15 protein-coding genes are annotated in these 21,364 nt (G+C 54.3%); 4 read left to right on the plus strand and 11 right to left on the minus strand.

What is annotated here, in order from left to right; genetic code table 11:
- Positions 1–237: 237 nt before the first annotated feature.
- Entirely contained in the window at positions 238–1,272 is a 1,035-nt protein-coding gene (locus WG929_RS14970; protein WP_369857661.1) for a helix-turn-helix domain-containing protein, read from the plus strand.
- On the opposite strand, the gene WG929_RS14975 is transcribed toward WG929_RS14970, so the two are convergent.
- Positions 1,200–2,030, minus strand: a complete 831-nt coding sequence (locus WG929_RS14975; RefSeq protein ID WP_416206711.1) for a hypothetical protein — start codon at positions 2,028–2,030, stop codon at positions 1,200–1,202. The two genes, WG929_RS14970 and WG929_RS14975, sit on opposite strands and share 73 nt — an antisense overlap.
- Positions 2,031–2,137: 107 nt before the next feature.
- Complete coding sequence (locus WG929_RS14980) at positions 2,138–4,153, minus strand: primary-amine oxidase (RefSeq protein ID WP_416206712.1); 2,016 nt, start codon at positions 4,151–4,153, stop codon at positions 2,138–2,140.
- A gap of 184 nt (positions 4,154–4,337) precedes the next feature.
- Between WG929_RS14980 and WG929_RS14985 the strand changes: the two genes are divergently transcribed.
- Positions 4,338–4,916 carry a DJ-1 family glyoxalase III gene (locus WG929_RS14985; RefSeq protein ID WP_416206713.1) on the plus strand — a complete coding sequence of 193 codons (579 nt, stop codon included), beginning with the start codon at positions 4,338–4,340 and terminating at the stop codon, positions 4,914–4,916.
- Positions 4,917–4,993: 77 nt separating this feature from the next.
- Here the strand turns inward: WG929_RS14985 and WG929_RS14990 are convergent, their stop codons facing one another.
- Genes WG929_RS14990 through WG929_RS15000 form a run of 3 tightly spaced genes read right to left on the minus strand, consistent with a single transcriptional unit; the run spans position 4,994 to position 9,342 of the window.
- On the minus strand, positions 4,994–5,650 hold the full coding sequence (locus WG929_RS14990; protein WP_416206714.1) for a response regulator: 657 nt from the start codon (positions 5,648–5,650) through the stop codon (positions 4,994–4,996).
- Positions 5,650–6,894, minus strand: coding sequence for a sensor histidine kinase (locus WG929_RS14995; RefSeq protein WP_416206715.1), 1,245 nt, complete (start codon positions 6,892–6,894; stop codon positions 5,650–5,652). The genes WG929_RS14990 and WG929_RS14995 overlap by 1 nt, the downstream gene beginning before the upstream one ends.
- A gap of 57 nt (positions 6,895–6,951) precedes the next feature.
- On the minus strand, positions 6,952–9,342 hold the full coding sequence (locus WG929_RS15000; RefSeq protein ID WP_416206716.1) for a TonB-dependent receptor: 2,391 nt from the start codon (positions 9,340–9,342) through the stop codon (positions 6,952–6,954).
- 341 nt (positions 9,343–9,683) lie between these two features.
- Here WG929_RS15000 and WG929_RS15005 point away from each other — a divergent pair, with 341 nt between their 5' ends.
- Complete coding sequence (locus WG929_RS15005; protein WP_416206717.1) at positions 9,684–10,496, plus strand: response regulator; 813 nt, start codon at positions 9,684–9,686, stop codon at positions 10,494–10,496.
- A 66-nt stretch (positions 10,497–10,562) separates the two neighbouring features.
- Here the strand turns inward: WG929_RS15005 and WG929_RS15010 are convergent, their stop codons facing one another.
- The 5 genes from WG929_RS15010 to nosP all read right to left on the minus strand — a co-directional run bounded on the left by WG929_RS15010 (position 10,563) and on the right by nosP (position 19,166).
- The gene (locus WG929_RS15010) at positions 10,563–12,812 is read right to left on the minus strand and encodes an OsmC domain/YcaO domain-containing protein (protein ID WP_416206718.1); all 2,250 of its coding nucleotides are present in this window, start codon (positions 12,810–12,812) and stop codon (positions 10,563–10,565) included.
- A 181-nt stretch (positions 12,813–12,993) separates the two neighbouring features.
- On the minus strand, positions 12,994–14,208 hold the full coding sequence (locus WG929_RS15015; RefSeq protein WP_416206719.1) for a leucine-rich repeat-containing protein kinase family protein: 1,215 nt from the start codon (positions 14,206–14,208) through the stop codon (positions 12,994–12,996).
- 139 nt (positions 14,209–14,347) lie between these two features.
- Positions 14,348–15,277: a DUF808 domain-containing protein gene (locus WG929_RS15020; protein WP_416206720.1), complete on the minus strand. Its 930-nt coding sequence runs from the start codon at positions 15,275–15,277 to the stop codon at positions 14,348–14,350.
- A 116-nt stretch (positions 15,278–15,393) separates the two neighbouring features.
- Positions 15,394–18,009, minus strand: coding sequence for a NahK/ErcS family hybrid sensor histidine kinase/response regulator (locus WG929_RS15025; protein ID WP_416206721.1), 2,616 nt, complete (start codon positions 18,007–18,009; stop codon positions 15,394–15,396).
- Positions 18,006–19,166: a nitric oxide-sensing protein NosP gene (gene nosP / locus WG929_RS15030; RefSeq protein WP_369857649.1), complete on the minus strand. Its 1,161-nt coding sequence runs from the start codon at positions 19,164–19,166 to the stop codon at positions 18,006–18,008. Before nosP ends, WG929_RS15025 begins: the two co-directional genes overlap by 4 nt.
- Positions 19,167–19,470: 304 nt before the next feature.
- On the opposite strand from nosP, the gene WG929_RS15035 reads away from it, so the two are divergent.
- Positions 19,471–19,617 (plus strand): hypothetical protein, encoded by a 147-nt coding sequence (locus WG929_RS15035; RefSeq protein ID WP_416206722.1) that lies wholly within the window; start codon positions 19,471–19,473, stop codon positions 19,615–19,617.
- A 176-nt stretch (positions 19,618–19,793) separates the two neighbouring features.
- Here the strand turns inward: WG929_RS15035 and WG929_RS15040 are convergent, their stop codons facing one another.
- Positions 19,794–20,912, minus strand: a complete 1,119-nt coding sequence (locus WG929_RS15040; protein WP_416206723.1) for a porin — start codon at positions 20,910–20,912, stop codon at positions 19,794–19,796.
- Between the last annotated feature and the right edge of the window lie 452 nt (positions 20,913–21,364).

Consider the following 21,364-nt stretch of genomic DNA (forward strand, 5'->3'; position numbering starts at 1 on the left):
CAACTGGCATGCTGACTCAGAGAGAACTCCGCTCTCCCTGCCTCGCAGTTTCCCCTGACGATCTTCGCCACAGGCCGGAAAAGGCGACCCATAGCCCGGATTACTTCGCCTGATAGCGCCGATTCAGGGCAGCAATCATCCTCTGTTGCTGACAGACGGGTGTTATTAAGTGATGGTAAATTATGGCGCAGCTCTTGCTGCCCAGATCAGATACCTCTCAACCAGTGTGGCTTCTGCATGACAAGCGCCCTGCTCCATATTGAAAACACCGTCTGCGACGAAGTAAATTCCTTCGCCCACTCGCTTTCAGCCTGGCCGCAACAATACGATCAGGTTGTACCCGGGCATTTTCACGGTCGTTTACAAGATGTTCAGTTACCGTCTGTACGGCTGTTCAGGGAGACCATGAACCTGTCGGTTGCCCAGCATACTCGTACCCCGGAAGGGAAAATCAGCGTGCTGATTCCAATCTCGCTCGATGGTAACAAAACCTCGGATCAGGCACGCTGCGTCGCCAGTCATGGCGTTACCTTGCTGCCCTACCAGAATGATTTCTTTTTTGTTGGCCCGGCCAATACCGATTACATCGTCATCTCGCTCGATCAGCAGCAACTGAGCACGTTGCTGACCGAGGATGATATGAGCGAGCTGCTGTCGGCCCAGCGTAGTTACGAAGTACCGGTCAACACCCAACGTCTGACCGAATTACAAAACCAGGCAGAAACGCTGTTAAATCAGCTGCTCAAACTGCAATCTGGCACAGACGACTGCCATTTTGCTTTTCCGGACAGCGCCGAACTGATGCAGGTTGAAGAGCGCAAAGCCATCCGGCGAGCGGCTCTGGAGCAAGCAATTCAGCACCAGTTGATCGACATGACGCTGGATCTGTTTACTCCAGCGCAAAAAAGCAAACCCGCGATGCGGCCATTGGGTAACCACCACCACTATCTGGTACGCAGCTGTCATGAGTATGTGTTGTCGGAGCAGGGCGCAGACGACAGCGTACTGGATATCTGCAAAGCGCTGAACGTACCTCGACGAACGCTTAACTACAGTTTTGAACGGGTCGCAGGTTGCTCTCCGGCACAGTACCTGAGAGCCGTCAAATTGAACGCCGCCCGGCGGGAGCTGTTGTCCAGCGACTTGCCGATTGGCTCAGTCGCCGCCAACTACGGTTTTTATCATGGCGGTTATTTTGGTCAGGAATATCGTCGTCTGTTTGGTGAAACCCCGAGTGATACCCGATCAGGACGCAGGCAACGCAGGCTCTGACGCACCCCATCCGCAGCTTCAACTGGCGACGCCTGCACGCTGGGACGCTGCAGCATTCGGTTCATCAACCAGTAACTGAGCGCCCCGCTCAACAAAATGGCACCCCCCAACCACTGATCAACGATGCCCGGTAACGACAACGGCAGCAGCTCCACGACAAGACTTCCCCCCGGATATTCCGTTACTGCGGTTGTCATACGGTACAGCAATGGACTCAGCAACATAGCCAGCCCCAGCCCTACCAGCGGCAACAGCATCACCAGACAGACCGTATGAGAATGTTGTTGCACCCGCTGTGGACTTGAACACAGCCACAAGCCACCCAATGCCATTGTCCATTTACTCATGGCATAAAACAGCGGGCTGTCCATCAAGGGTTGATGCAGAACGGGCAGCATGCCGCCCCAGGCCAAGACACCGGCTATGCCCAATCCGAACCAGAACAGCAGTGACTGCCATTGCCCATCCCCCTGACTGTTACTGTCACGGGTATGGCTGCCCGCTGGGATACTGGCCTCCATAAAAGCCGCCAACCAGAGTATCGGCACCAGATGATGGACAACCACACTCTGCCAGCTGTGCAGCCAGATTGAATGACGCGCCAGCGTATCCAGCCAGGGATTCATTGCCACCAGAAACAACAATGCGGCCAACCAGAAGAGTGGCCGTTTCCAGCTACCAGACCGTCGAGCCACAAACGCGACAACCAGCAGAATCAACAGGATTTCAAGCCAGAACAGGCTGTTCAGTGCAAACATGGCTTTCTCCACTTGGCTTGCTGCATCAGCTAACGGGCGTCTGGCCGTTAGCTGATGCTTTCAACGACGTGCTACGTCAACAACATCCACTACGTGCTCGTACTCTTTCAGCTACCGCAGCAATCGCTGCTTTCATCACTAACACCATCACCCACGCCCACACTGCGATGATCCTTACCGGCGGGCAGATCCATGGCCGGATTGGCGTCAAAGAAATTATTGGGTTTGAGTTTGAAGCCGACGTATTCCACCGGCATCACCGGGAAATCTTCCGGCTTGCAGATATGGGTGTGACCATAGGTGTGCCACAACACAAGATCGGTATTTTCGACATTCCGGTCTTGCTGGGTATACAGCGGCAAACCGTCGCCCTTGTTCTGATTCGGATAGTTACCCGTGCCATAACGTTCAGCCGGATCATAAGGCGTTACCCAGACATGATTGGCAGCAAACCCGGCACGTTGGCCAATATAGCTATCGGCCTGCGCCAGCATCACCGGATTGTGTTCTGCCATCAGCTTGTAACCGGGATGATTGCCAACCGCGTTGGTTTTGTTGGGGTTGATGACTTTCCAGAAACGCCCGCTTTGGCCGTTCGCTTCCCGAGCCGCTTGCTGCTCTGAGGCCAACGTGGTGACTTCGGTATTAAACGCATTCCCCCAGGGATTACCTTCTCCGGTTGGTTTGGGACTGAAGTTGGTTTCCAGTACCGAGTTTTGCTCGCCATCCAGCATCATATGCAAGCGGGCATTGAAGAAGTGCTGGTGCGACGGGCCATATATTTCCGGTGTGACAATACCGCCACCACACTCAGGTTTGGTACCTGGCACCATACCGGCGGTCTGGATAATACCGGTCAGTTTGGTCTCCATTTCAATGGTGCCATCCTGATACAGATACCAGTAAAACCCATAATCATAGTTGCCGACGGTACAGAAAAAGCTGATCACCAGACGACGGGAGCGGCGTACCTCAAAGACGTCCGTACGGAATTCGTAGTGCTTCCACAGCGTGCCGTAATCTTCTTCGTGCATACACACGGCGTTCTTCATGGTGAAGGGTTCGCCCTTGTCATCCACCGCCGGAATATCAAAATAATGAATCGCGCCGAGACAATCGCAGCCTAACTCCAGCTGATTAGCCAAACGGCCAAGACCGTATTCACCGCCATCAAAGGCGCATTTCCAGTAATGGTTCAGCGCCGTATCCGAATACGGCACTGCCATATCGGTGACGCTGGCGCGATAGATAATTGGCCGGACTTGGCCCTTGTCGTTGTAGCCGAGCTGATTCAGTACCAAGCCTTCCCGTGGTGTAAAACCAACCCGGAACTGCCAGTTTTGCCAGCTGACTTTCCAGCCGTCGACGCTGAAACTCACCCCTTCCGGCTGCACAATGTGTAATGGTTTAACATCGGAACGTGGCTCCCCCAGCGACGGGGTATCGTAGTTACGCTTGGTTTTTGGAATCGGGGTATCCCGACCGTCGTCGAGCAGCTCGATAACCTTGCCTTCGTTCAGGTCGATAATAGCCACCAGCCCTTCAATCGGATGGGCATAGCCGTTATCGGTAAATTTATCGCGATAAAAAGCAACGCCGCGCATCAGCCGTTTGCCCTTGTACTTGGGATCATCACCAAAGTAGCCAAACGACCAGGGATCGATCTGGATGTTTTCGATGTCGGCATCGGTCAATCCACGACGCTTGACCGCAGCACGCCAGCCAGCGTCATGCTGGACGATATCGACGCAGGTAAAAAACTCTTCCACCATAATAGGTGCTTGTCCGGTCACGTCAGGATCAAGCTGCTGCCAGTCCGTCACCTCCTTCGCCACCAGGTCGATCATGGCTTCGAACATAGCGCCGTTACTTTTATCCAGCACGGTGGCAAAGGCACGACGGGAAAATGGCTGATCCGCTTTAAAAGCCAGTACTTCAGCTTTTGGTGGTTCTTCCAACTGCAGATACGGAAAACGACAGCTATCACCCAACTGCTGCGTTTCCTTCAGGATCGCCGCCGCCAGCGCCAGTTCTTCCAATGTCAGGGGATCCAGTGGATGAACCGGGGTTGTAATGGTGGCAGATGCCGTGGTCGGATTGGATGCGCAACAGGTCTCGCTCATGATGTATCCCTCGTTATTCAGTGAATACAGCCATGCTAGGCAGAAGCATCAACGTCGTTATCGCAAAGTGGCAAAATAACCCGGCGCAGAAAAAACGCTCGAATTCCAACAACAATCCATGACATTTGGCGGCATAACTCTCACACTGCGCGCTTTACGCCCAAATGTTGAGGACAACACTGCCATGAATGCCCTGATTCCCATTGCCAATGGCAGCGAAGAACTGGAAGCCATCACCCTGGTTAACGTACTGCGGCGGGCGGGTATAAACGTCACACTGGCCTCCACAGGCCCGGAGCGCAGCGTCCGCTGTGCTCGCTCGACCGTGATTGAGGCTGACTGCCTGCTCGGCAAACTGGCCATTAATCACCCGTTTGATCTGATTGCCGTTCCTGGTGGTATGCCCGGTGCCGCTAACCTGGCGACATCGCTGGGACTACTGCATCGACTACAGCAGCAAGACCGGGCCGGCAAATGGGTCGCCGCCATCTGTGCCGCTCCGGCAGTGGTATTGGGTGCCGCCGGTGTAACCGCAGGCCGAGTCATGACCGGTTACCCCGGCTTTGGCCCCTTACTGGCACAATCCGGTGCCTTCATCAACAACACCGATGATGTGGTGGTCGATGGCAATCTGATCACCAGCCGTGGCCCGGCAACGGCCTTGCCTTTTGCGCTGACGCTGGTGGAATTGTTATGCGGCAAGCCGATACGGGATGATGTGGCAGCGGCCATGTTGTATCAGGATGGATCCGTCTCTTCATGATGACGACTGCGCCTGGCCAGTAGCGCCGGGAAACACTGGGCAGATAGACAGATCCGGGCAAACCAGTGTCCGGCCCGTCAGCCCAACAGCTTACGCATCAGTTCTGCTGTACTGCTGACGCCAAATTTCTGTCGGATAACCGTGGCCCGATTGGCGACGGTTTTGGCACGGATCCCCAACTCCTCGGCGATGGCCTGATTGCTTTTGCCTTCCAGCAGACGTTCGGCAATTTCGCGCTCTCGCGCTGCCAGAATCGCCAGTGGATCGATGACCGTAGCGCCGTACCTGGCTGCTGCCGTCAACGGGCGGCCCTTGGGCACGTCGCCAACGGCCAACAACGATTCAAACCTCGACTCTAGAAATGACTGTCCAGCAACGACCCGATTCACCGCCTTCAGCATTACCGCCGGTGGACTCGATTTGGACAAATAGCCCAACGCCCCGGCGTTCAGCGCCGCACGAATAACCGTAGCTTCTTCGTACATGCTGAACATCAGAATCCGGGCGTCCGGCTTGACACCAATCAACTGCCGACACACTTCAATACCCGACAGATCAGCCATATTCACATCAAGTATCAGAATGTCGGGAGCATGCTGGAAAAACAGCAAGGCGGCATCCGTTCCCGATCCGGCTTCAATCAGCTGCACGTCATCAATCATCGCCGCCAACAGAGAACCGTAACCCTGTCGTACCACGGCATGATCATCTGCCAGCAAAATCGTCAGTGCCATCACTCTTCCCCTTCAGGGTAAGGAAGTTCGGCGGTGACCCGTGTCCCTTGCGGACTAAAATCTACCGTCAAGGTACCGCCCAATAGCCGCGCTCGCTCAGCCATGGAACGCATGCCAAACCCAGCAATGGCATCTGACGACGCACTGCCATTATCTTGCACCTGCAGTGTCACTTGTTGCTGACCGTCGGTGGTCAGAGAAATCCGGACTTCTGTAGCCTCCGCATGCCGAACGGCATTATTCACGGCTTCCTGCATCAGCCGATAGACCTGGGACGCATCATCCTCGCTCCAGCCAGGCCAGTGATCTCCAGACAAGACACATTGAAGACCGGTAGTTTGCCCGGTACTGCGCAACAGTTCTTCCACCGCCGCTTGCAAGCCCAGTCGTTCCAGCACCACCGGATATAGATTATTGATGATGCGGCGAAACCCCATATTAATGGCATCACACCCGAGCAGAATACGTTCACTGGTTTCCAGCAACTGTTCCGGTTTATTCAGCTGAAAAGGCAGCACACAGGAATGTACCCGAACACCCGTCAGTTGCTGACCAAGATCATCATGTAATTCCCGCGCCAGCGCCGAACGTTCCTGCTCCTGAATTTCCATCAACGTGCGGGTAAGAAAACGGTTTTCATTACGGGCGCTCTCCAGTGATTCGGTCATTTCGTTAAAATGCGACGCCAGATCATTCGCTTCACGCAGGCTGTAACGGCCCAGGCGGGCATGCAGATGCCCCTGCTGTACCTGATCAAAGGCCGCCAGAACATCCGCCAACGGCCGCAATCCTGCACGCACTCCCAGATAAATGGCCAGGTTGGAAATCAGGGCACAGCCACAAAACAACCAGAACAACCAGCTGGACGAATGCCAGACCTCTTCAATTTCATCGCGATCATCGGAAATCAGCACCACTTTTTTGCCATTGCTGTCGGTCAGGGCTAGCTGATAGCCACGTCCGGGATGGTCAAACAAGGATTCAAACCAGGCGGGTACAGATTCTTCAACCGGGCGTTCGACAGCATTTCCAGCAACCTGCACATGGCGCAGACTACTGCCCACCAGCGCCAGTATTTGCTGTGCCTGGCCGGATTGGATCAGCGCCTCAACCACTGGTTTCATCGCCTGTTGCTCGCGTAGAACATCCTCTCTCCCTTGCACCAGCAAGGTTGCCAGACTGACAACCAACGCCAATACAAAGGTGCTGTTGACCATCAGCAGAATTTGAGTCATGACGTTCATACAAGTGCCCCGGTTGTTCCCTGGGGCAATGGCCGTAATGGCCATCGCATCGGGTGATCAGAAGCCGATTTTGATACCGGCCTTGAAGGTTCGTGGTGCACCAGGGCCAACAAAGCTGTCTTCTTCAAAGCCGGGATAGGCTTCATCCAGCACTTCATCCGATTCACCATAAACACCAAAGGTTTCGTATTCGCGATCGAATACATTAACGACGCGACCATAGATTTCAATGGCGGCGGTTGGCGCGTAACTGGCCCGGACATTCACCAGGGCATAACCAGCCAATTGCTCATTTTCATTGGCCTCATCACCACGGAAGTACTGGCTGCTGCGATATTGAATATCGCCACCCACTGACACTTGTGGCAACAGGTTCCAGTCGGCCGCCATTTTCAGGTTGTGCTGCGGCAAGCCGGGAATACGATCACCGGCTTCCACCTGACGATCAGAACCCCGTGGATTGTTGGGGCTGAACGATACAAACGGCGTTTCAAAGGTGGCTCGCATCCAGGTGTAAGAAACGGCAACCTGAACATCGCTCCAGTGGCCTGCCATACCCAACTCGGCCCCCAAACGACGGGTTTTACCCACATTGGCAAAATACCCTTCCGACGGCAAGCCTCCGGCTTGCTGAAACAGAATATCGTCATGACTGGTAGCGCGGAACAGGCCCGCCGTCCAACGCATATGTTCGGTTGCGGTGCCTTTCAGACCCGCTTCCACAGAGCGGGTAACCACCTGTTCAAGCGGAGGATCAGACACAAAACCGTTTGGTAACTTGCAAGGGTCATTTTCGTCTGCACAGCTGAGTTCTGCCGGACTGGGTGCTCGCGACGCCTCACTGTAACTGGCGTACAAGTTCAGACCGCTGTCGAACAGATAGGCCAGCCCCAGCATCGGATTAAGCCGGGCAAAGGTGTGGTCGCCATCCAGCGATCCCGGCCCGGATTCCAACTGATCCTGCATCTTGATATGGACATGATTGTATCGGGCGCCAACCGTCACACTGAGCTGATCATCCACAGCCAACGTGTTGCTAAAAAACACGCCCATGGTCTGGGTATCGGTTTGCAGGCTGACTTCAGACTCACTGTCGTAAAGGCCAATGGCTGTGACGTCTCGGGCATCCCCCGGCTCATCGTTATTGAGAATGGCAAAGCCGGTACGTGAGCGAAAGTGAATATCAGCCTGATCCAGTGTCACACCAGTGGTAAACAGGTTGTCCCGCCCGGCGACTGGTACAGAAGACGCCAACTGCAGACTGAAGCCCTGACTGCTTTGTTCGGTGCGGGAGGTGTTCAGAGTACCGTCGACGTCGTCGGCATCAATATCCAGCCCCAGCTCGGCGGCTATCGCTTCCAGCGTGTCATCGTCATCGTAACCCACAAAGGTGACTGGCTCTTCGTCGCCACCGGCTTCGTCTTCTTCACACAGGGTGTCAGCACCATTAAGCAAGCATTCTTCGTAATCCGAGTCGTCACCATTTACCGTGGTGGTGAGGTTGCGGCGCAGATAAATATTACCGGCCAGCTGCAAGGTATCCGAGAACCAGTGATCACCATCCAGGGCAAAATAATTCAGTCGGTTGCGAGTGATATCCGGATTGGTATAAATAGCGCTGCGGCCTTCGATATCCATCAATGCCTGGGGCACAGCACCATTACCGATCATTTCGTTGTCATCCAGCAAGACTGTCAGATTCAACGAGCTGTTCAGCGAGCGCCAGCTCAGTACCGACATGGCCTGGCGAATATCGCTGCCAGAGGCATCACGCCAGCCATCTTCTTCTTCACGATTGAGTAATACGTAATAGCCAACGTCTTGATTACCCAGCTGGCCATTGCCACCGCTCTGGAACTGAGCCTGCCGGTAGCCAAACTGACCAGCCCCAAATTCCAGCTCATTACCCTGGCTGTTAAAACCATTTTTCACCGCCATCGCAATTGAGCCGCCCAGCGTATTCTGACCAAACAGCGGATTAGAGCCGGAATACAAAGTCATGTGGTTGACCGCATCGGTCGGGAGTAAATCCCAATTCACCGTATCCCCAAAAGGCTCATTAAAACGCACGCCATTGAGATAGACAGACACCCCCTGAGGCAAACCCAACAGCGGTGACGCGGTAAAACCGCGATATTGTACATCCGGCTGATAGGGATTGCTGACTGCTTCGTTAATGCTTACCGAACCCAGTTGATAACGCATATGTTCGGCAATATTTTGCGCCTGAATACGCTCCAGGTCATCACTGCCCAAACTTTGTACCGGGCTGACCAGTTGGTTTTCCCGCACACCGGTACCCATCACAGGGGTTGGCGCTATGACAACGATTTCGTCCGCAACCTGACTGACCTCTGACCAGGCGGCCAAGGGTATCAGGCACCCCGTCAGGCTGCCAAAGACAGCCCATACGGAACGACCGTTAGATAGAAAATTAAGAAATGCCATCAGCCTCAGCCTTATTGTTATTATCAGATGCTGATATTCTGAACGGCGGCATGTCTGCTGGCTGTTCCTCGACCGTTGCTGATAACGACTGCTTTGGCACTAGGTGAACGGGATAGGGAAATCTTCCCGATTGTTCTTTCAATGGTTCCTTCAAGTCAGGAAAATAAAGATGCAGATAGCAATAATGAAGGAAAAAGCAAAAATATTGTGCCAAGGCAGGGGTTTTCGACTAACTTTACTACTTTAGACCCCCATACAAAACGCCAAGGTAGAATAGCTGACAGTAGCAGCACGGGGTGTAATGGGTAAATTACAAAAATAAAGAAACAGGAGTAGCTACCATGTTGACACTCCAGACCAGCCACAGTGCATCCGACGGCGCTTGTGACGCTGTCCCCAGCCAGAGCTCCCAGCCTGATATGACTGATACAACTTCAAGTGCAGAATTGCCGTCCAGCCCGCTGACGGAAAGCGAGACCCCGGTCTACAAACTGCTAATTGCCGATGATCACCCGTTGTTCCGGGAAGCCATTGCCGACGTTATTCGCAACCGCTACCCTAATTCAGACATTGTCGAAGCCGAAAATCTCGAGTCGGCCGCCGTATTGGCGAATGCCCAGGATGATCTGGATCTGATCCTGCTCGACCTCAATATGCCTGGCATGAACGGCCTCAACGGCTTGATCCAGTTACGTAACGAATCCCCCACCATTCCCGTCGTCATCATCTCGGCTGAAGAAGAAAAAAGCGTGGTACTGCAAGCCATGACTTATGGTGCCGTGGGTTTTATCATCAAGTCCCTGCCACGGGAAAAAATGACCCAGGCACTCGAACAAGTGTTAGCAGGCCAGGTGTACCTGCCATCCGATGTTATTCGTGCCACTGATGACGGCCGCTCACGCCAGCGCCGTATTCAGGATGACAACCTGATTCCCCCGGAAATGCTTAACAGCCTGACCCGCCGACAGTTACTGGTACTGGAACGTATGGCCAGCGGCGAATCTAATAAACAGATCGCCTACAACCTGTCGATTGCAGAAACTACCGTCAAGGCACATGTCTCGGCGATTTTGCGTAAACTCAGTGTGCACAACCGCATCCAGGCAGTACTGGCCGCCAGCAATGTAGACTTTAACCAATACCTGCGGCGCTGATTCCCTCTTATTGCTGTTCAAAGAAAAAAACCGGGCGGTGCCCGGTTTTTTTATGTGTTGACCGAACTAGCCGCCACTATCCTGGGCCATAATCACACTGGCTGCCCGCGCCGCATGCAATTTTTTATAGCTATCGATCAGACGCACATGCTTGTCGAGCCCTTCCAGATCCATGCTGGTTTCTTCCAGCCCGTAAAACCGCACCGACCCATCCACAGACCCCAACGCCGCCGCCAGACGCTCACCACCAAACATACGACCAAAGTTATGGCTGAAATCGGCCAGTGCCAGTTCGCCGTCCAGAGTCACTTCCAATACGCAATTCAGTGCCTGATAAAACAGCCCACGTTCCACCGTGTTGTCGTTAAATTGCAGGAAGGTTTCGACCAACTCTTTGGCCTCCTCCTGCTGACCTAACGCCAGATAAATCAGCAACTTCAATTCCAGCATGGTCAGCTGACCCCAAACGGTATTATCGTCAAATTCAATGCCAATCAAGGTCGTGATATCGGTGTAGTCATCCAGCTCGCTGACTTCCAGACGCTCCACCAGATCGACCAATTGTTCCTCGTCCAGACGGTGCAGGTTAAGAATATCGTCGCGGAAATACAGCGCCTTATTGGTGTTGTCGTAGATCAGATCATCAACCGGATACACTTCGGAATAACCCGGCACCAGAATCCGACACGCTGGGACACCCAGGTCATTATAAGTGGCCATATACGATTCCAGACCGATCGTTTCCAGAATACCAAACAGGGTCGCGGCTTCTTCCTGATTGGCATGCTTGCGTTCGTCCGGGCTGGCATCCGCCTGTAGCGCCACAGCGAAATCCCATTCCACAAAATCAACATCCGCCTTGGCACTGAAAAAACGCCAGCTCACCAAACCGGTAGAGTCGATAAAATGCTCAACAAAGTTATTCGGCTCCGTCACCGCATTGCTTTCAAACGTCGGTTGCGGCAAATCGTTCAGACCTTCAAAACTGCGACCTTGCAACAACTCCGTCAGCGAACGCTCCAGCGCCACCTCAAAACTCGGATGCGCGCCAAACGAAGCAAATACACCGCCGGTACGGGGGTTCATCAGCGTCACACACATCACCGGGAACTGACCGCCCAACGAGGCATCCTTTACCAGTACCGGAAAGCCCTGCTCTTCCAGCCCCTGGATACCCGCCACGATACCCGGATATTTGGCTAACACCTCATCGGGAACATCCGGCAGCGCAATTTCATCTTCCAGAATCTGGCGCTTGACCGCCCGTTCAAAAATCTCCGACAAACACTGCACCTGAGCTTCCGCCAGCGTATTACCGGCACTCATGCCGTTACTGAGAAACAGGTTTTCAATCAGATTGGACGGAAAGTACACCGTTTCACCATCGGACTGGCGCACAAATGGCAGCGACACAATACCGCGCTCACTCTTGCCAGAGTTGGTGTCGAACAGGTGTGAGCCGCATAACTCACCGTCGGCGTTGTAAATGGCCAGACAATAGTCATCCAGAATGGCTTCTGGCAACTCATCGTTCGGTCCAGGCTGAAACCACTGTTCATTGGGGTAATGCACAAACTCGGCATTGGCAATTTCTTCACCAAAAAACTGGTCATTGTAGAAGAAATTGCAGTTCAGCCGCTCCAGAAACTCCCCCAGCGCCGACGCCAACGCACTCTCTTTGGTCGCACCCTTGCCGTTGGTAAAACACATCGGCGACGCCGCATCACGAATATGCAGCGACCACACATTGGGCACAATATTACGCCAGGAGGCGATCTCGATCTTCATCCCCAGATCCGCCAGCAGCCCGGTCATATTGGCGATGGTCTGCTCCAACGGTAAATCCTTACCTGGGATATACGTCGTGGCCTGCTCGTCCACCGCCGTGCCCACTAACAGCAGCGCCTGCGCGTCGTCATCGAGGTTATCCACCACCTCAATATCAAACTCGATACCGGTCTGAATCGCCCGTTTTACCGTACAACGTTCCATTGAACGCAGAATACCCAGCCGGTCTTTCTCCGCAATACCCTCAGGCAACTCCAGCTGAATCTTCAACAGCTGCTTGTAGCGATTCTCAGGGTCGACAATATTGTTCTGTACCAGCCGCAAATTCTCGGTTGGAATATCCCGTGCTATGCAGTACACCTTGGCAAAATACGCCGCACACATCGCCGACGACGCCAGAAAATAATCGAACGGCCCCGGCGCAGAACCATCGCCTTTATAGCGGATGGGCTGATCCGAGATGACGGTAAAATCATCAAACTTGCCTTCGAGACGAAGGTTATCGAGAAAATTGACCTTGATTTGCATGAAGAGTACCGCATTGGAAAGAGTGGCCAGCGCGGTGACAGGTAGAAAGCGTCGCCCGCGGTGTGGAAGCTGGGCGCTATTATCCAGATTTTCAGCTGGAGTGTCGCGGGGAGTGGGGTTATGAATTCGGCTTGTGGCCCAGTTCACTCCGGGATGTGTGATGACCGAAAGAGGTCATGCTTCAGCAAGGCCTGATTGTGGCGCACCCCAAATTCACCAGCCCCTCCATATCTTCAATAAAATACCCCAGCGCCCGCCGTTCTATCTTTCTGATTCCAGCTTGCTGTGCGTCCGTCAGATTGTGATACCGCGAAGCAGCTCCGAAATCTCCAAACAATAAATGCCCGTCGGCATTGATCAGGGTGTTGTGAGCGTACACATCACCGTGGCAGATTTGAGTGGCTTCAAGGTGCTCCACCAGGCTGGTCATTTGCTTAATCAGGCAGTCGGCCAATTCGCGGCTAAGGGCTTGGCCTGCGGTGAAGGTGTCACGGGTGCAGCTGCCGAGGCTGGGAGGCTGACCCAGATTGCTGTAGTCGTGCGGGATCAGCTTCATCACCAGGGCATCAAAGCCGGGTTCTGTTACCTGCGCCAATGCGGTGACCAGATTGGGATGCGGTGCGACCGACAAACAGGCGTCCAACTCGTCTTGCGGGTAGCCATCGCTGGTGACGCCGCCATGGAAGACTTTCACGGCAACGTCCGGGTCGATGCCTGCCGGGGCTGATTGCCAATAAGCGCGGGAAATCACACCTGAGGCTCCACGACCCAATACGTCTCCCATTTCCAGGTCGCCACGGGCAACGGTCAACACGTTGTGATGAGATTCATGACGTGGGCAGAAGGGGTTGCCGGAGAACGCCAGCCAGGCCAGATTGGGCAGTTCGAGCAACTGATCGGGAAATACGTCAAACTGGTTGGCGGATATTCGCAGTAAGCCCAGTGTGTTCAGCCTGCTGATGCTGTTTGGCAGTGCGGTCAGCCGGTTGCCCGCGAGCATGAGTTTTTCCAGTGCACTCAGGTTGCCGAAGTTGCCAGGTAATTGGCTAATGCAGTTGTCCGTCAGAATCAGCCAGCGCACATTAGGCGGCAGGCAGGTTGCGGAAACGTCACGAATCTTGTTGTGCTTAAAGCCGACCATCGTTAATGACCGGCAGAGACCAACGCCTTCGGGGATATGTTCGAACTGATTATCCGAGGCGAACAGGATTTTCAGTTGACTGAAACGATGCAGATCACCCGGCAGGTCAGTAAGCTGGTTACCGGACAAATCGAGTACTTCGAGGGTATCGACGAGACTGTAAATTTCTTCCGGGAACTCGCAGAGGTCTGCTGATAATTTGAGGCGGCGGCTACCAGCCAGTTCGCCGCTGCGCAGTTGAGCAAGAGTGTGCATTAAAATCCTGTAGGCGTCGCTACGATTGCGCCTATCAAACAGTGTCGGTGCGTTTGGCCATCACGAAGCGTGGTCGACATAACGCCGTAATGTAACGTGAACTTTATAGGGCAAAGTATCACCTGCCAACTGAATCTGATCAGCTACCGCGCAGTTGCTCAAACCCCATATGAATCCCCACCAGCACACTGCCCGCCGCCAGCCCGGTCACGGCATTCAGCAGCACGCTCACCAATCCGCCTAAAACGCTGCTGACGGCAGGCAAGCTGGCAATCTGTTCAGCGGCATCGGCAGAATGTTCTATCGCGTGATGTATCAGCGGTACGCCATGCACGAGTATCGCGCCACCCACCATAAACATGGCGGCGGTGCCAACGACGGAGAGAAATTTCATCAGCCAGGGAGCAGCGGCGACCAGCACCCGACCGATGGCTTGCCAGGTGGAGGTGGACGTCCGGGTCAGATAAAGGCCGAGGTCGTCGAGTTTGACGATACCGGCAACCAATCCATAGACAAAGACCGTCATCAGGACGGAGATTCCGGCCAATGCAATCAGCTGTTCCATCAGGGTCGCATCGGCCACGGTGCCAAGGGTGATAACGATGATTTCAGCGGAAAGGATAAAGTCGGTACGAATGGCGCCTTGGATTTTATCTTTTTCAAACGCCACCAGATCAAAATCCGGATCGGTCAGGGCTTTGAGCTGGACTGTGTCAGCGTGTTTTTTACCGTGCTGCCGCAAGGCATGAATCAGTTTTTCTGCGCCTTCGTAACACAGAAACGCACCGCCCAGCATCAGCAATGGGGTAATCAGCCAGGGAATAATGGCACTGATCAGCAGCGCGGCAGGCACCAGAATCGCCTTGTTACGCAGTGATCCCACGCCGACGGCCCAGACCACGGGTAGTTCCCGGTCGGCCCGAACACCAGCAACTTGCTGGGCATTGAGGGCCAGGTCATCACCGAGTACTCCGGCGGTTTGTTGTGCGGCGACCTTGGTCATGGTAGCGACATCGTCGAGCAAGGTGGCGATATCGTCGATCAAGGTAAGAAGGCTGGCTCCGGCCACGATAGGGTTCCTGCTAGGGCGAATGATGGGTGTCAGTATAAAGCTTGTCGCCCGCGCTGACGGGAGATATTGGTATTTATTTAAATGACGCTCGCACAAAACAGGCCGCAAGTTGCTCACGCAACAATGGCGTGGTGAATCATATGATGAATCATGGCCTTGAGTTTGGCCGGGCGCACCGGTTTGTTCATCAGCCGATAGCCCAACTCCCGCACTTCCTGTTTGAGTACGTTGGTGTAGTTGGCGGTAATCATCAGTACCGGGGCATCCAGCCCCCGTTCTGAGCGCAGCCGTGCTACTACGTCCAGCCCGGTGACGCCGTTGTCGAGGTGATAGTCGGCAATAATAAGGTCGATATCGGCGTCCAGCTCTTGCTGTAATTCTTCGTAGCTTCGTACCGCCACAACATCAAACCCCCAACCACTGAGCAGAACGTCCATGGCGTGACAAATGGAGGCTTCGTTATCCAGTACCAGTGCTCGCCGTCCCAGAAATTGCTGATTGCCCAACAGCGCCAACCCTGGCGTTGTTGCCTTGCGAGCCAGCTGGCGGCGTCCATAAGGCACCAGTACCGAGAAGCAGGAACCGGATCCCAAGGTAGACTGCACCCGGATGGGGTGACCCAGAATTCCGGACATCTTGTCGACAATCGCCAGCCCCAATCCCAGCCCCTTGTCGCGGGCGGTGTCTTTCTGGCTGCCACGATTGAATTCAAGAAAAATCTCTTCCAGCTTGTCTTCGGCAATGCCGTCGCCGGAGTCCCACACCTGGATTTCCAGCCCCTCTGTGCGCCGACGGCAGCCCAGCGTAATCTTGCCCTGCCGGGTGTAGCGTACCGAGTTGGTAAGGAAGTTGCGCAGGATTCGCGCTAACAACTGTGAGTCGGTCAGGATCACCGCCGAGGTAGCAATGTACTCAAACGCCAGACCGGAATCGGCCGCCAGGGTACGGTATTCATTCGCCAGGTTGCCCAGCAGGTCACCGGCACGGAACGCGGTAATATCCGGTTTGACCACGCCCGCATCCAGTTTGGAAATATCCACCAGCGCCGCCAGCAGGCTCTCAACGTCTTCCAGTGAATAATTGAGCGAGAACACCAGTTGGCGTGTGCGTTCGTCGAGGTTGTGTTCCATCAACGAGGCACAAAACAGCCGAGCGGCATTCATCGGCTGCAGCAGGTCGTGGCTGGCGGCGGCGAGAAATTTGGTTTTACTGTGGTTGGCTTTTTCCGCTTCCTGCTTGGCATCACGCAGCCGCTGCTCCATTTGCACCCGCTCTTCGATTTCCTGACGCAGCTGACCGTTCAGCTCAGTCAGTTCCTTGGTGCGGTCTTCCACCCGTTGCTCCAGATGCTGATACGCTTGGGTGAGGGCTTCGGAGGTACGACGAATTTCAGTAATATCCTGAATCAGAACGTAAAATCCCTGCACTTCGCCGTTGGCGTCCTTTTCCGGTACATAATTTTTGACGACGTGGCGGATTTCGCCGTCGGGAGCCGGATCGGTAATTTCAAAGTTGACGCTGCGCCCACTGAGCGCCCGTTCGATATAGGGGCGCAAGCGCACCATCTGCTCGGGCTGGATAATATCTTCCATATGGCGGCCCAGAATGACCTCGCGCTCGTAACCGTACCAGGTTTCATAGGCACGATTGGAAAACACCATGGTGAGGTTTTTGTCGACATAACCAATCAGCGCCGGCACGGTGTCGGTAATCACCCGGACACGCTGTTCGCTTTCTGCCAGTGCTTTGACAGCCCGGCTGCGTTCCGTAATGTCGGTGTAGGTGTTGACAAACTCGCCATCCGGCATCGGATGCGTGCGGATTTCCAGCACCCGACCATCGGACAGTACTTGCTCCAGCTGTAAACAGGGTCTGCCCTGATCATCCCGCGACAAGGGGTTCAGATCGTCGACTTCGGTCAGCTGCATCAGGCGCGAGAAGCTGAAACCGCTCACCAGCGCGGTTTTGCTTAAGCCGGTCAACTCGGTAAAGCGGTGATTCCAGGTTTCCAGATTCTGGGCCTGATTGACCAGTACCACCCCCTGGGAAAGGTTATCGAGGGTATTTTGCAAGGTGCGGGATTTGGTTGCCAGCGCCCGCTCTCGTAATGCGCGCTCGTTTTCAATCAGGGCACTGATGTCCTTGTACAGCACCACCAGGCCGCCATCCCGAGTCGGACGCTCGCTGACATGCACCCAGGTGCCGCTGCGCATATGGAACACCTTGCCATCACCTGGCAAGGCACCATGACCCGTGCTGACGGCTTCGCCATAATAACGATCAATCAGACGATGATGTTGCGACAGTTTGTGGATCTGCTGCTGATCCATGCCGGGAGAAATTTCGATTCCAGAGCTTTGCCAGAACTGGCTGAAACGGGAGTTAGCCAATACCAGCTTGCGGTCGGCGTCGTATAGTACAAAGGCATCGGAGATGCTTTCAATCGCCTGGCGCAGCAGGTCGTGGGCATTGGTTGCGGCGGCACTGGCCCGTACCAGTTCGACATTGGTGCTTTTGAGACTGTGCATCGCCTCATTCAGCGCTTCGGTGCGTTCTCTCACCTGTTCGGCCAGATAGACGGAATGCTTGAAGTTGTCGTAGGCGCCGTCTGAATTCTCTGGCCCGGCTTCAACCCGGTGCATCAACGCCCGGTTGATTTTTTCCAGGCGTCGATTCTTGTCTTCAAATTCAGCCAGTCGCCGTTTGAGATCATCGACCTCTGCGCTCAATAGTCAGCCCCTCCCAGCGCCACCCCAGTGAACGTCTGGTTTAAATGCATACCGTTAAACTGCTCACCATAGGTATTAAAGCCAATCACTTTATGGCGGGCAAACATGGCTGACGCGGATGCCATCAGATCGAGATGATCCAGCTCCAGCCGCCTGAAGATACAATCGTAGCCCAGAATCAGCTGCGGTGTGCCAATTCGCTGGCTGATGTCTTCAAATAGCCCATCGAGCTGCGCCAGCATGTCGGCGGAACGCGAACGAGTCAGCACAATGCCGGTATCCACAGCGCAATAAAACGACAGGCTGTTATCCGGGTTCACTTTCTGGATCGCGCGCGGGTAATAGCGTTCGCCAATTTTTACCGACAGCGGATTAAGGGCAAACACTTGCGGACTCAGCGTCTCCAGCGGTATATCCAGAACCCGCGCATACTCCAGCGCTGCGGGTTCGGCGTTGATCTCAAACACCCGCCGTTCCAGTGGATCAGCATCGGTGACCACCAGCTTGTCTTCGGTTGGTAGCAGGTGATGAATACTGAAGGCTTCAAAATCAAAAGCGGTATTCACCAGTAACAGAATAGCGGCGTTGGTATGGAAACGGCCTTCGTAATACACATGGGTCTTGCTGTGACACATATCATCGGCGGCAGAACCACCGAGCAAAGGAATGCTGCCCAGATGGGCATTCAGCAGGCGCAACAGCCGTTCTTCTTCGACCGAAAGACCGTCCAGCAAGGTCAAAGCGAAGGTATTGCCCTTGATCGGCGCGACCTGACGCTCACGACAGCTGTCGAGCATCTGATGAATCAGCCCCTGGGCATCCGAAAAACTGAAACGGGACAGATCCGACATCAGCGCCGACTGGACGGCAAACGACGATGCCGGAAAACCAATCGCGGTAATGCTGCCACTGCAATAACCAAACGGTGAAATTTCACCGGCCGTGGTACAACCGACCAGATCAATGCCGGAAAAACAGCCGCCGAGTGCTTTCGCCAGCGCATCAAAGTCAAAATCGTTGGAACAGAAAAACACCACCTGGCTCAGTTCGACATCAGACAAGGCCTGATACAGCTCTTGGGCCGCGATCTCAGGATCCTGATTGACGGAACAGGCGGTTTTAATACCATCGTACTGTTTTGGTTTTAATGCCAACATCGTTTCCACTCCCTGCTGGACGCCGTAGTCGCCGGATACCAGATCCGGATATAGCCCCGAAGACCAGCACCCGCTAAAAACGGGCGTAACCATCATCAACTGCGGACAGTACGAGTTTACTTAACCGCAAAGAGCAGAAATATGCTACTTCCGACCCCGTACTACTACCGATTGCAGAGGGATCAGACTGCTTGCCACAGTCCAGGACACGGATCAAAAAAACAGCCATAACCCAGTAGGGGACATCTATTTAATCCTGCACGACTCTGCGCGAGTGTTGCCGGTGATCAGGGCAAGGCGGCGAATGCCGCGAAATGACGCGTCCTTTTCAAGTTCGCCAACACCGCTCTGGACGGCGGCAACCCGCGCCCTCCGGGGGCTGCCGGATGATCTCGACTCTGTGTCGCCGACGTTTGACTTGACCCGTCAGGCCTGCAAGTCGGCTTCGTGATTCGACACCATCCGGTAGCCCAGAGTGAGCACCGGATTAAATAGATGTCCCCTGTAGCATTAACAGCAAAGGATGGCCAGGCCATCCCTTGCTGGTGCTATTTTACTGCGATATTACGACAAGCCAAGTCATGGCTGGACGGAGTTACAACTGACCGCATACTCGGACAGCCGCCATCAGAATGTAACGACAGCACCCAGCGCCACAGTGGTGGTTTCAGCCGTTGCCGATTCGGCCTTGTCCCACTCGCCGACCAGAATCAGGTTGCTATTAACCGAGTGGAATACCGCCAAGGTTTTGTTTTTCAGATCCAGCTCCGCGCCGCCGTCTGTAGAGCCGCCATCGTTGTCGCCTTTGGACACAACCAAGCGCGTCGCACCCAGAGTGTAAGAAGCTTGCAACAGCTTGCCATCCACTTCAGCGCTGTCAGCGGTCAGAATATTACCCAAACCTGCGGCACCCACACCTTCCGCAGTGAAACCGGAAGCCGTCAATGCAACACCCGCAAACTTCACGTTCAAGCCGTAAGAGACACCTTTCGAGGTCAGCGACGTTCCCGCTTCTTTGGATTCCTGATTCATGTAACCCAACCAGCCTTTGGCAGAACCACCGTCAAAATCCAGAGCGTAAGAGCCTTCGGCTTCGATACGCGGACGGCTTTCTTCAGATGCAGCAGAACGCTTGTTAGGATCCATCAAACCCACAGCCAGGTTAAAACCGCCCATCGCTGGCATACGGTAAGTAATCTGGGAATTGGGCATCGGGTACAAATAACCAGTGCCAATATTACCAAACGAGACGTTGCCGCCATCGTCGGTCACCGTCATGGTCTGACCAAACCCCAACAGCATTTCGTCACCAAAAATATTGGAGCGATTAAACAGACCAAAGTCTTTACCCACCAGTACCTGACCAAAGTCACCGTCCACGGTGGCATACACCTGACGCGCATCGATCAGTGTTTCCGTACCGGCGTCTTCCGCGCCACGGTTCAGGTCAGTATCGCTGGTGCTGATCCACAAGGAAGAGCGGCCACCCACCGTCAAGCCCTCAATCTCTTTGCTGAAGTTGAAACCGATGTAGTTCGGCAGAAAGCCCATTTTTACGCGGGATTGAGACACGTCATTAGCACCGTCAGCACTGCTGTCGCTATTGACGTAGAAAGTATTAAACAAACCATCCACAGAAAAGGTGGTCGCATCCTGGTCGTACAGAGTGATAGCGGCAGATGCCTGCGCACTGATAGCCACAGCGGCCGCGATTGGCAGCAACTTGAAGATGTTATTATTTTTCATTTTGTATTGCCCTGATTGTGTTGTTTTTGTCGTACAGGGGTCAGTGACTCTGCTCCACTCCCTGACCACCGCTTTCGCAACGGGTCAGGAAAAAAAGATGGCTCAAGCCGATCAGACCCGAGCCACCTGAAACAGGAACACTCTGAAGCGGTGCAGGACTGTCGCCCTGAACAACGTTTTCCACTATCCGTTGTCCTTGCATCCACAGCTATCATCCCTTCAACGGCAATCATGCCCCCTTTGGTTGCACATCATTGGTGCACAAAAATCCCGACGCCAAAGTCGTGACACCTACATCCTTGGTATTGGAAAAAAGTACCAATCCGGTGACAACAAGGTTGCCTGTCACCCCGCCAGCGGGCGTCCTATGACGCTTTAGTAGGTTGCGACCAGATCCCAAAGAAGCATTGAGGATGACGCCACGCCGCCTAGGATGAGAGCCATAGTCATAA

Source organism: Oceanobacter antarcticus (genome assembly GCF_044962685.1).
Taxonomy (GTDB): Bacteria; Pseudomonadota; Gammaproteobacteria; order Pseudomonadales; family Oceanobacteraceae; genus Oceanobacter; species Oceanobacter antarcticus.

Coding starts and splice junctions, on each gene's coding strand:
- WG929_RS14970 (WP_369857661.1), top strand. CDS start 238: ATGACAAGCGCCCTGCTCCATATTGAAAACACCGTCTGCGACGAAGTA.
- WG929_RS14975 (WP_416206711.1), bottom strand. CDS start 2,030: ATGTTTGCACTGAACAGCCTGTTCTGGCTTGAAATCCTGTTGATTCTG.
- WG929_RS14980 (WP_416206712.1), bottom strand. CDS start 4,153: ATGAGCGAGACCTGTTGCGCATCCAATCCGACCACGGCATCTGCCACC.
- WG929_RS14985 (WP_416206713.1), top strand. CDS start 4,338: ATGAATGCCCTGATTCCCATTGCCAATGGCAGCGAAGAACTGGAAGCC.
- WG929_RS14990 (WP_416206714.1), bottom strand. CDS start 5,650: ATGGCACTGACGATTTTGCTGGCAGATGATCATGCCGTGGTACGACAG.
- WG929_RS14995 (WP_416206715.1), bottom strand. CDS start 6,894: ATGAACGTCATGACTCAAATTCTGCTGATGGTCAACAGCACCTTTGTA.
- WG929_RS15000 (WP_416206716.1), bottom strand. CDS start 9,342: ATGGCATTTCTTAATTTTCTATCTAACGGTCGTTCCGTATGGGCTGTC.
- WG929_RS15005 (WP_416206717.1), top strand. CDS start 9,684: ATGTTGACACTCCAGACCAGCCACAGTGCATCCGACGGCGCTTGTGAC.
- WG929_RS15010 (WP_416206718.1), bottom strand. CDS start 12,812: ATGCAAATCAAGGTCAATTTTCTCGATAACCTTCGTCTCGAAGGCAAG.
- WG929_RS15015 (WP_416206719.1), bottom strand. CDS start 14,208: ATGCACACTCTTGCTCAACTGCGCAGCGGCGAACTGGCTGGTAGCCGC.
- nosP (WP_369857649.1), bottom strand. CDS start 19,166: ATGTTGGCATTAAAACCAAAACAGTACGATGGTATTAAAACCGCCTGT.
- WG929_RS15035 (WP_416206722.1), top strand. CDS start 19,471: ATGCCGCGAAATGACGCGTCCTTTTCAAGTTCGCCAACACCGCTCTGG.
- WG929_RS15040 (WP_416206723.1), bottom strand. CDS start 20,912: ATGAAAAATAATAACATCTTCAAGTTGCTGCCAATCGCGGCCGCTGTG.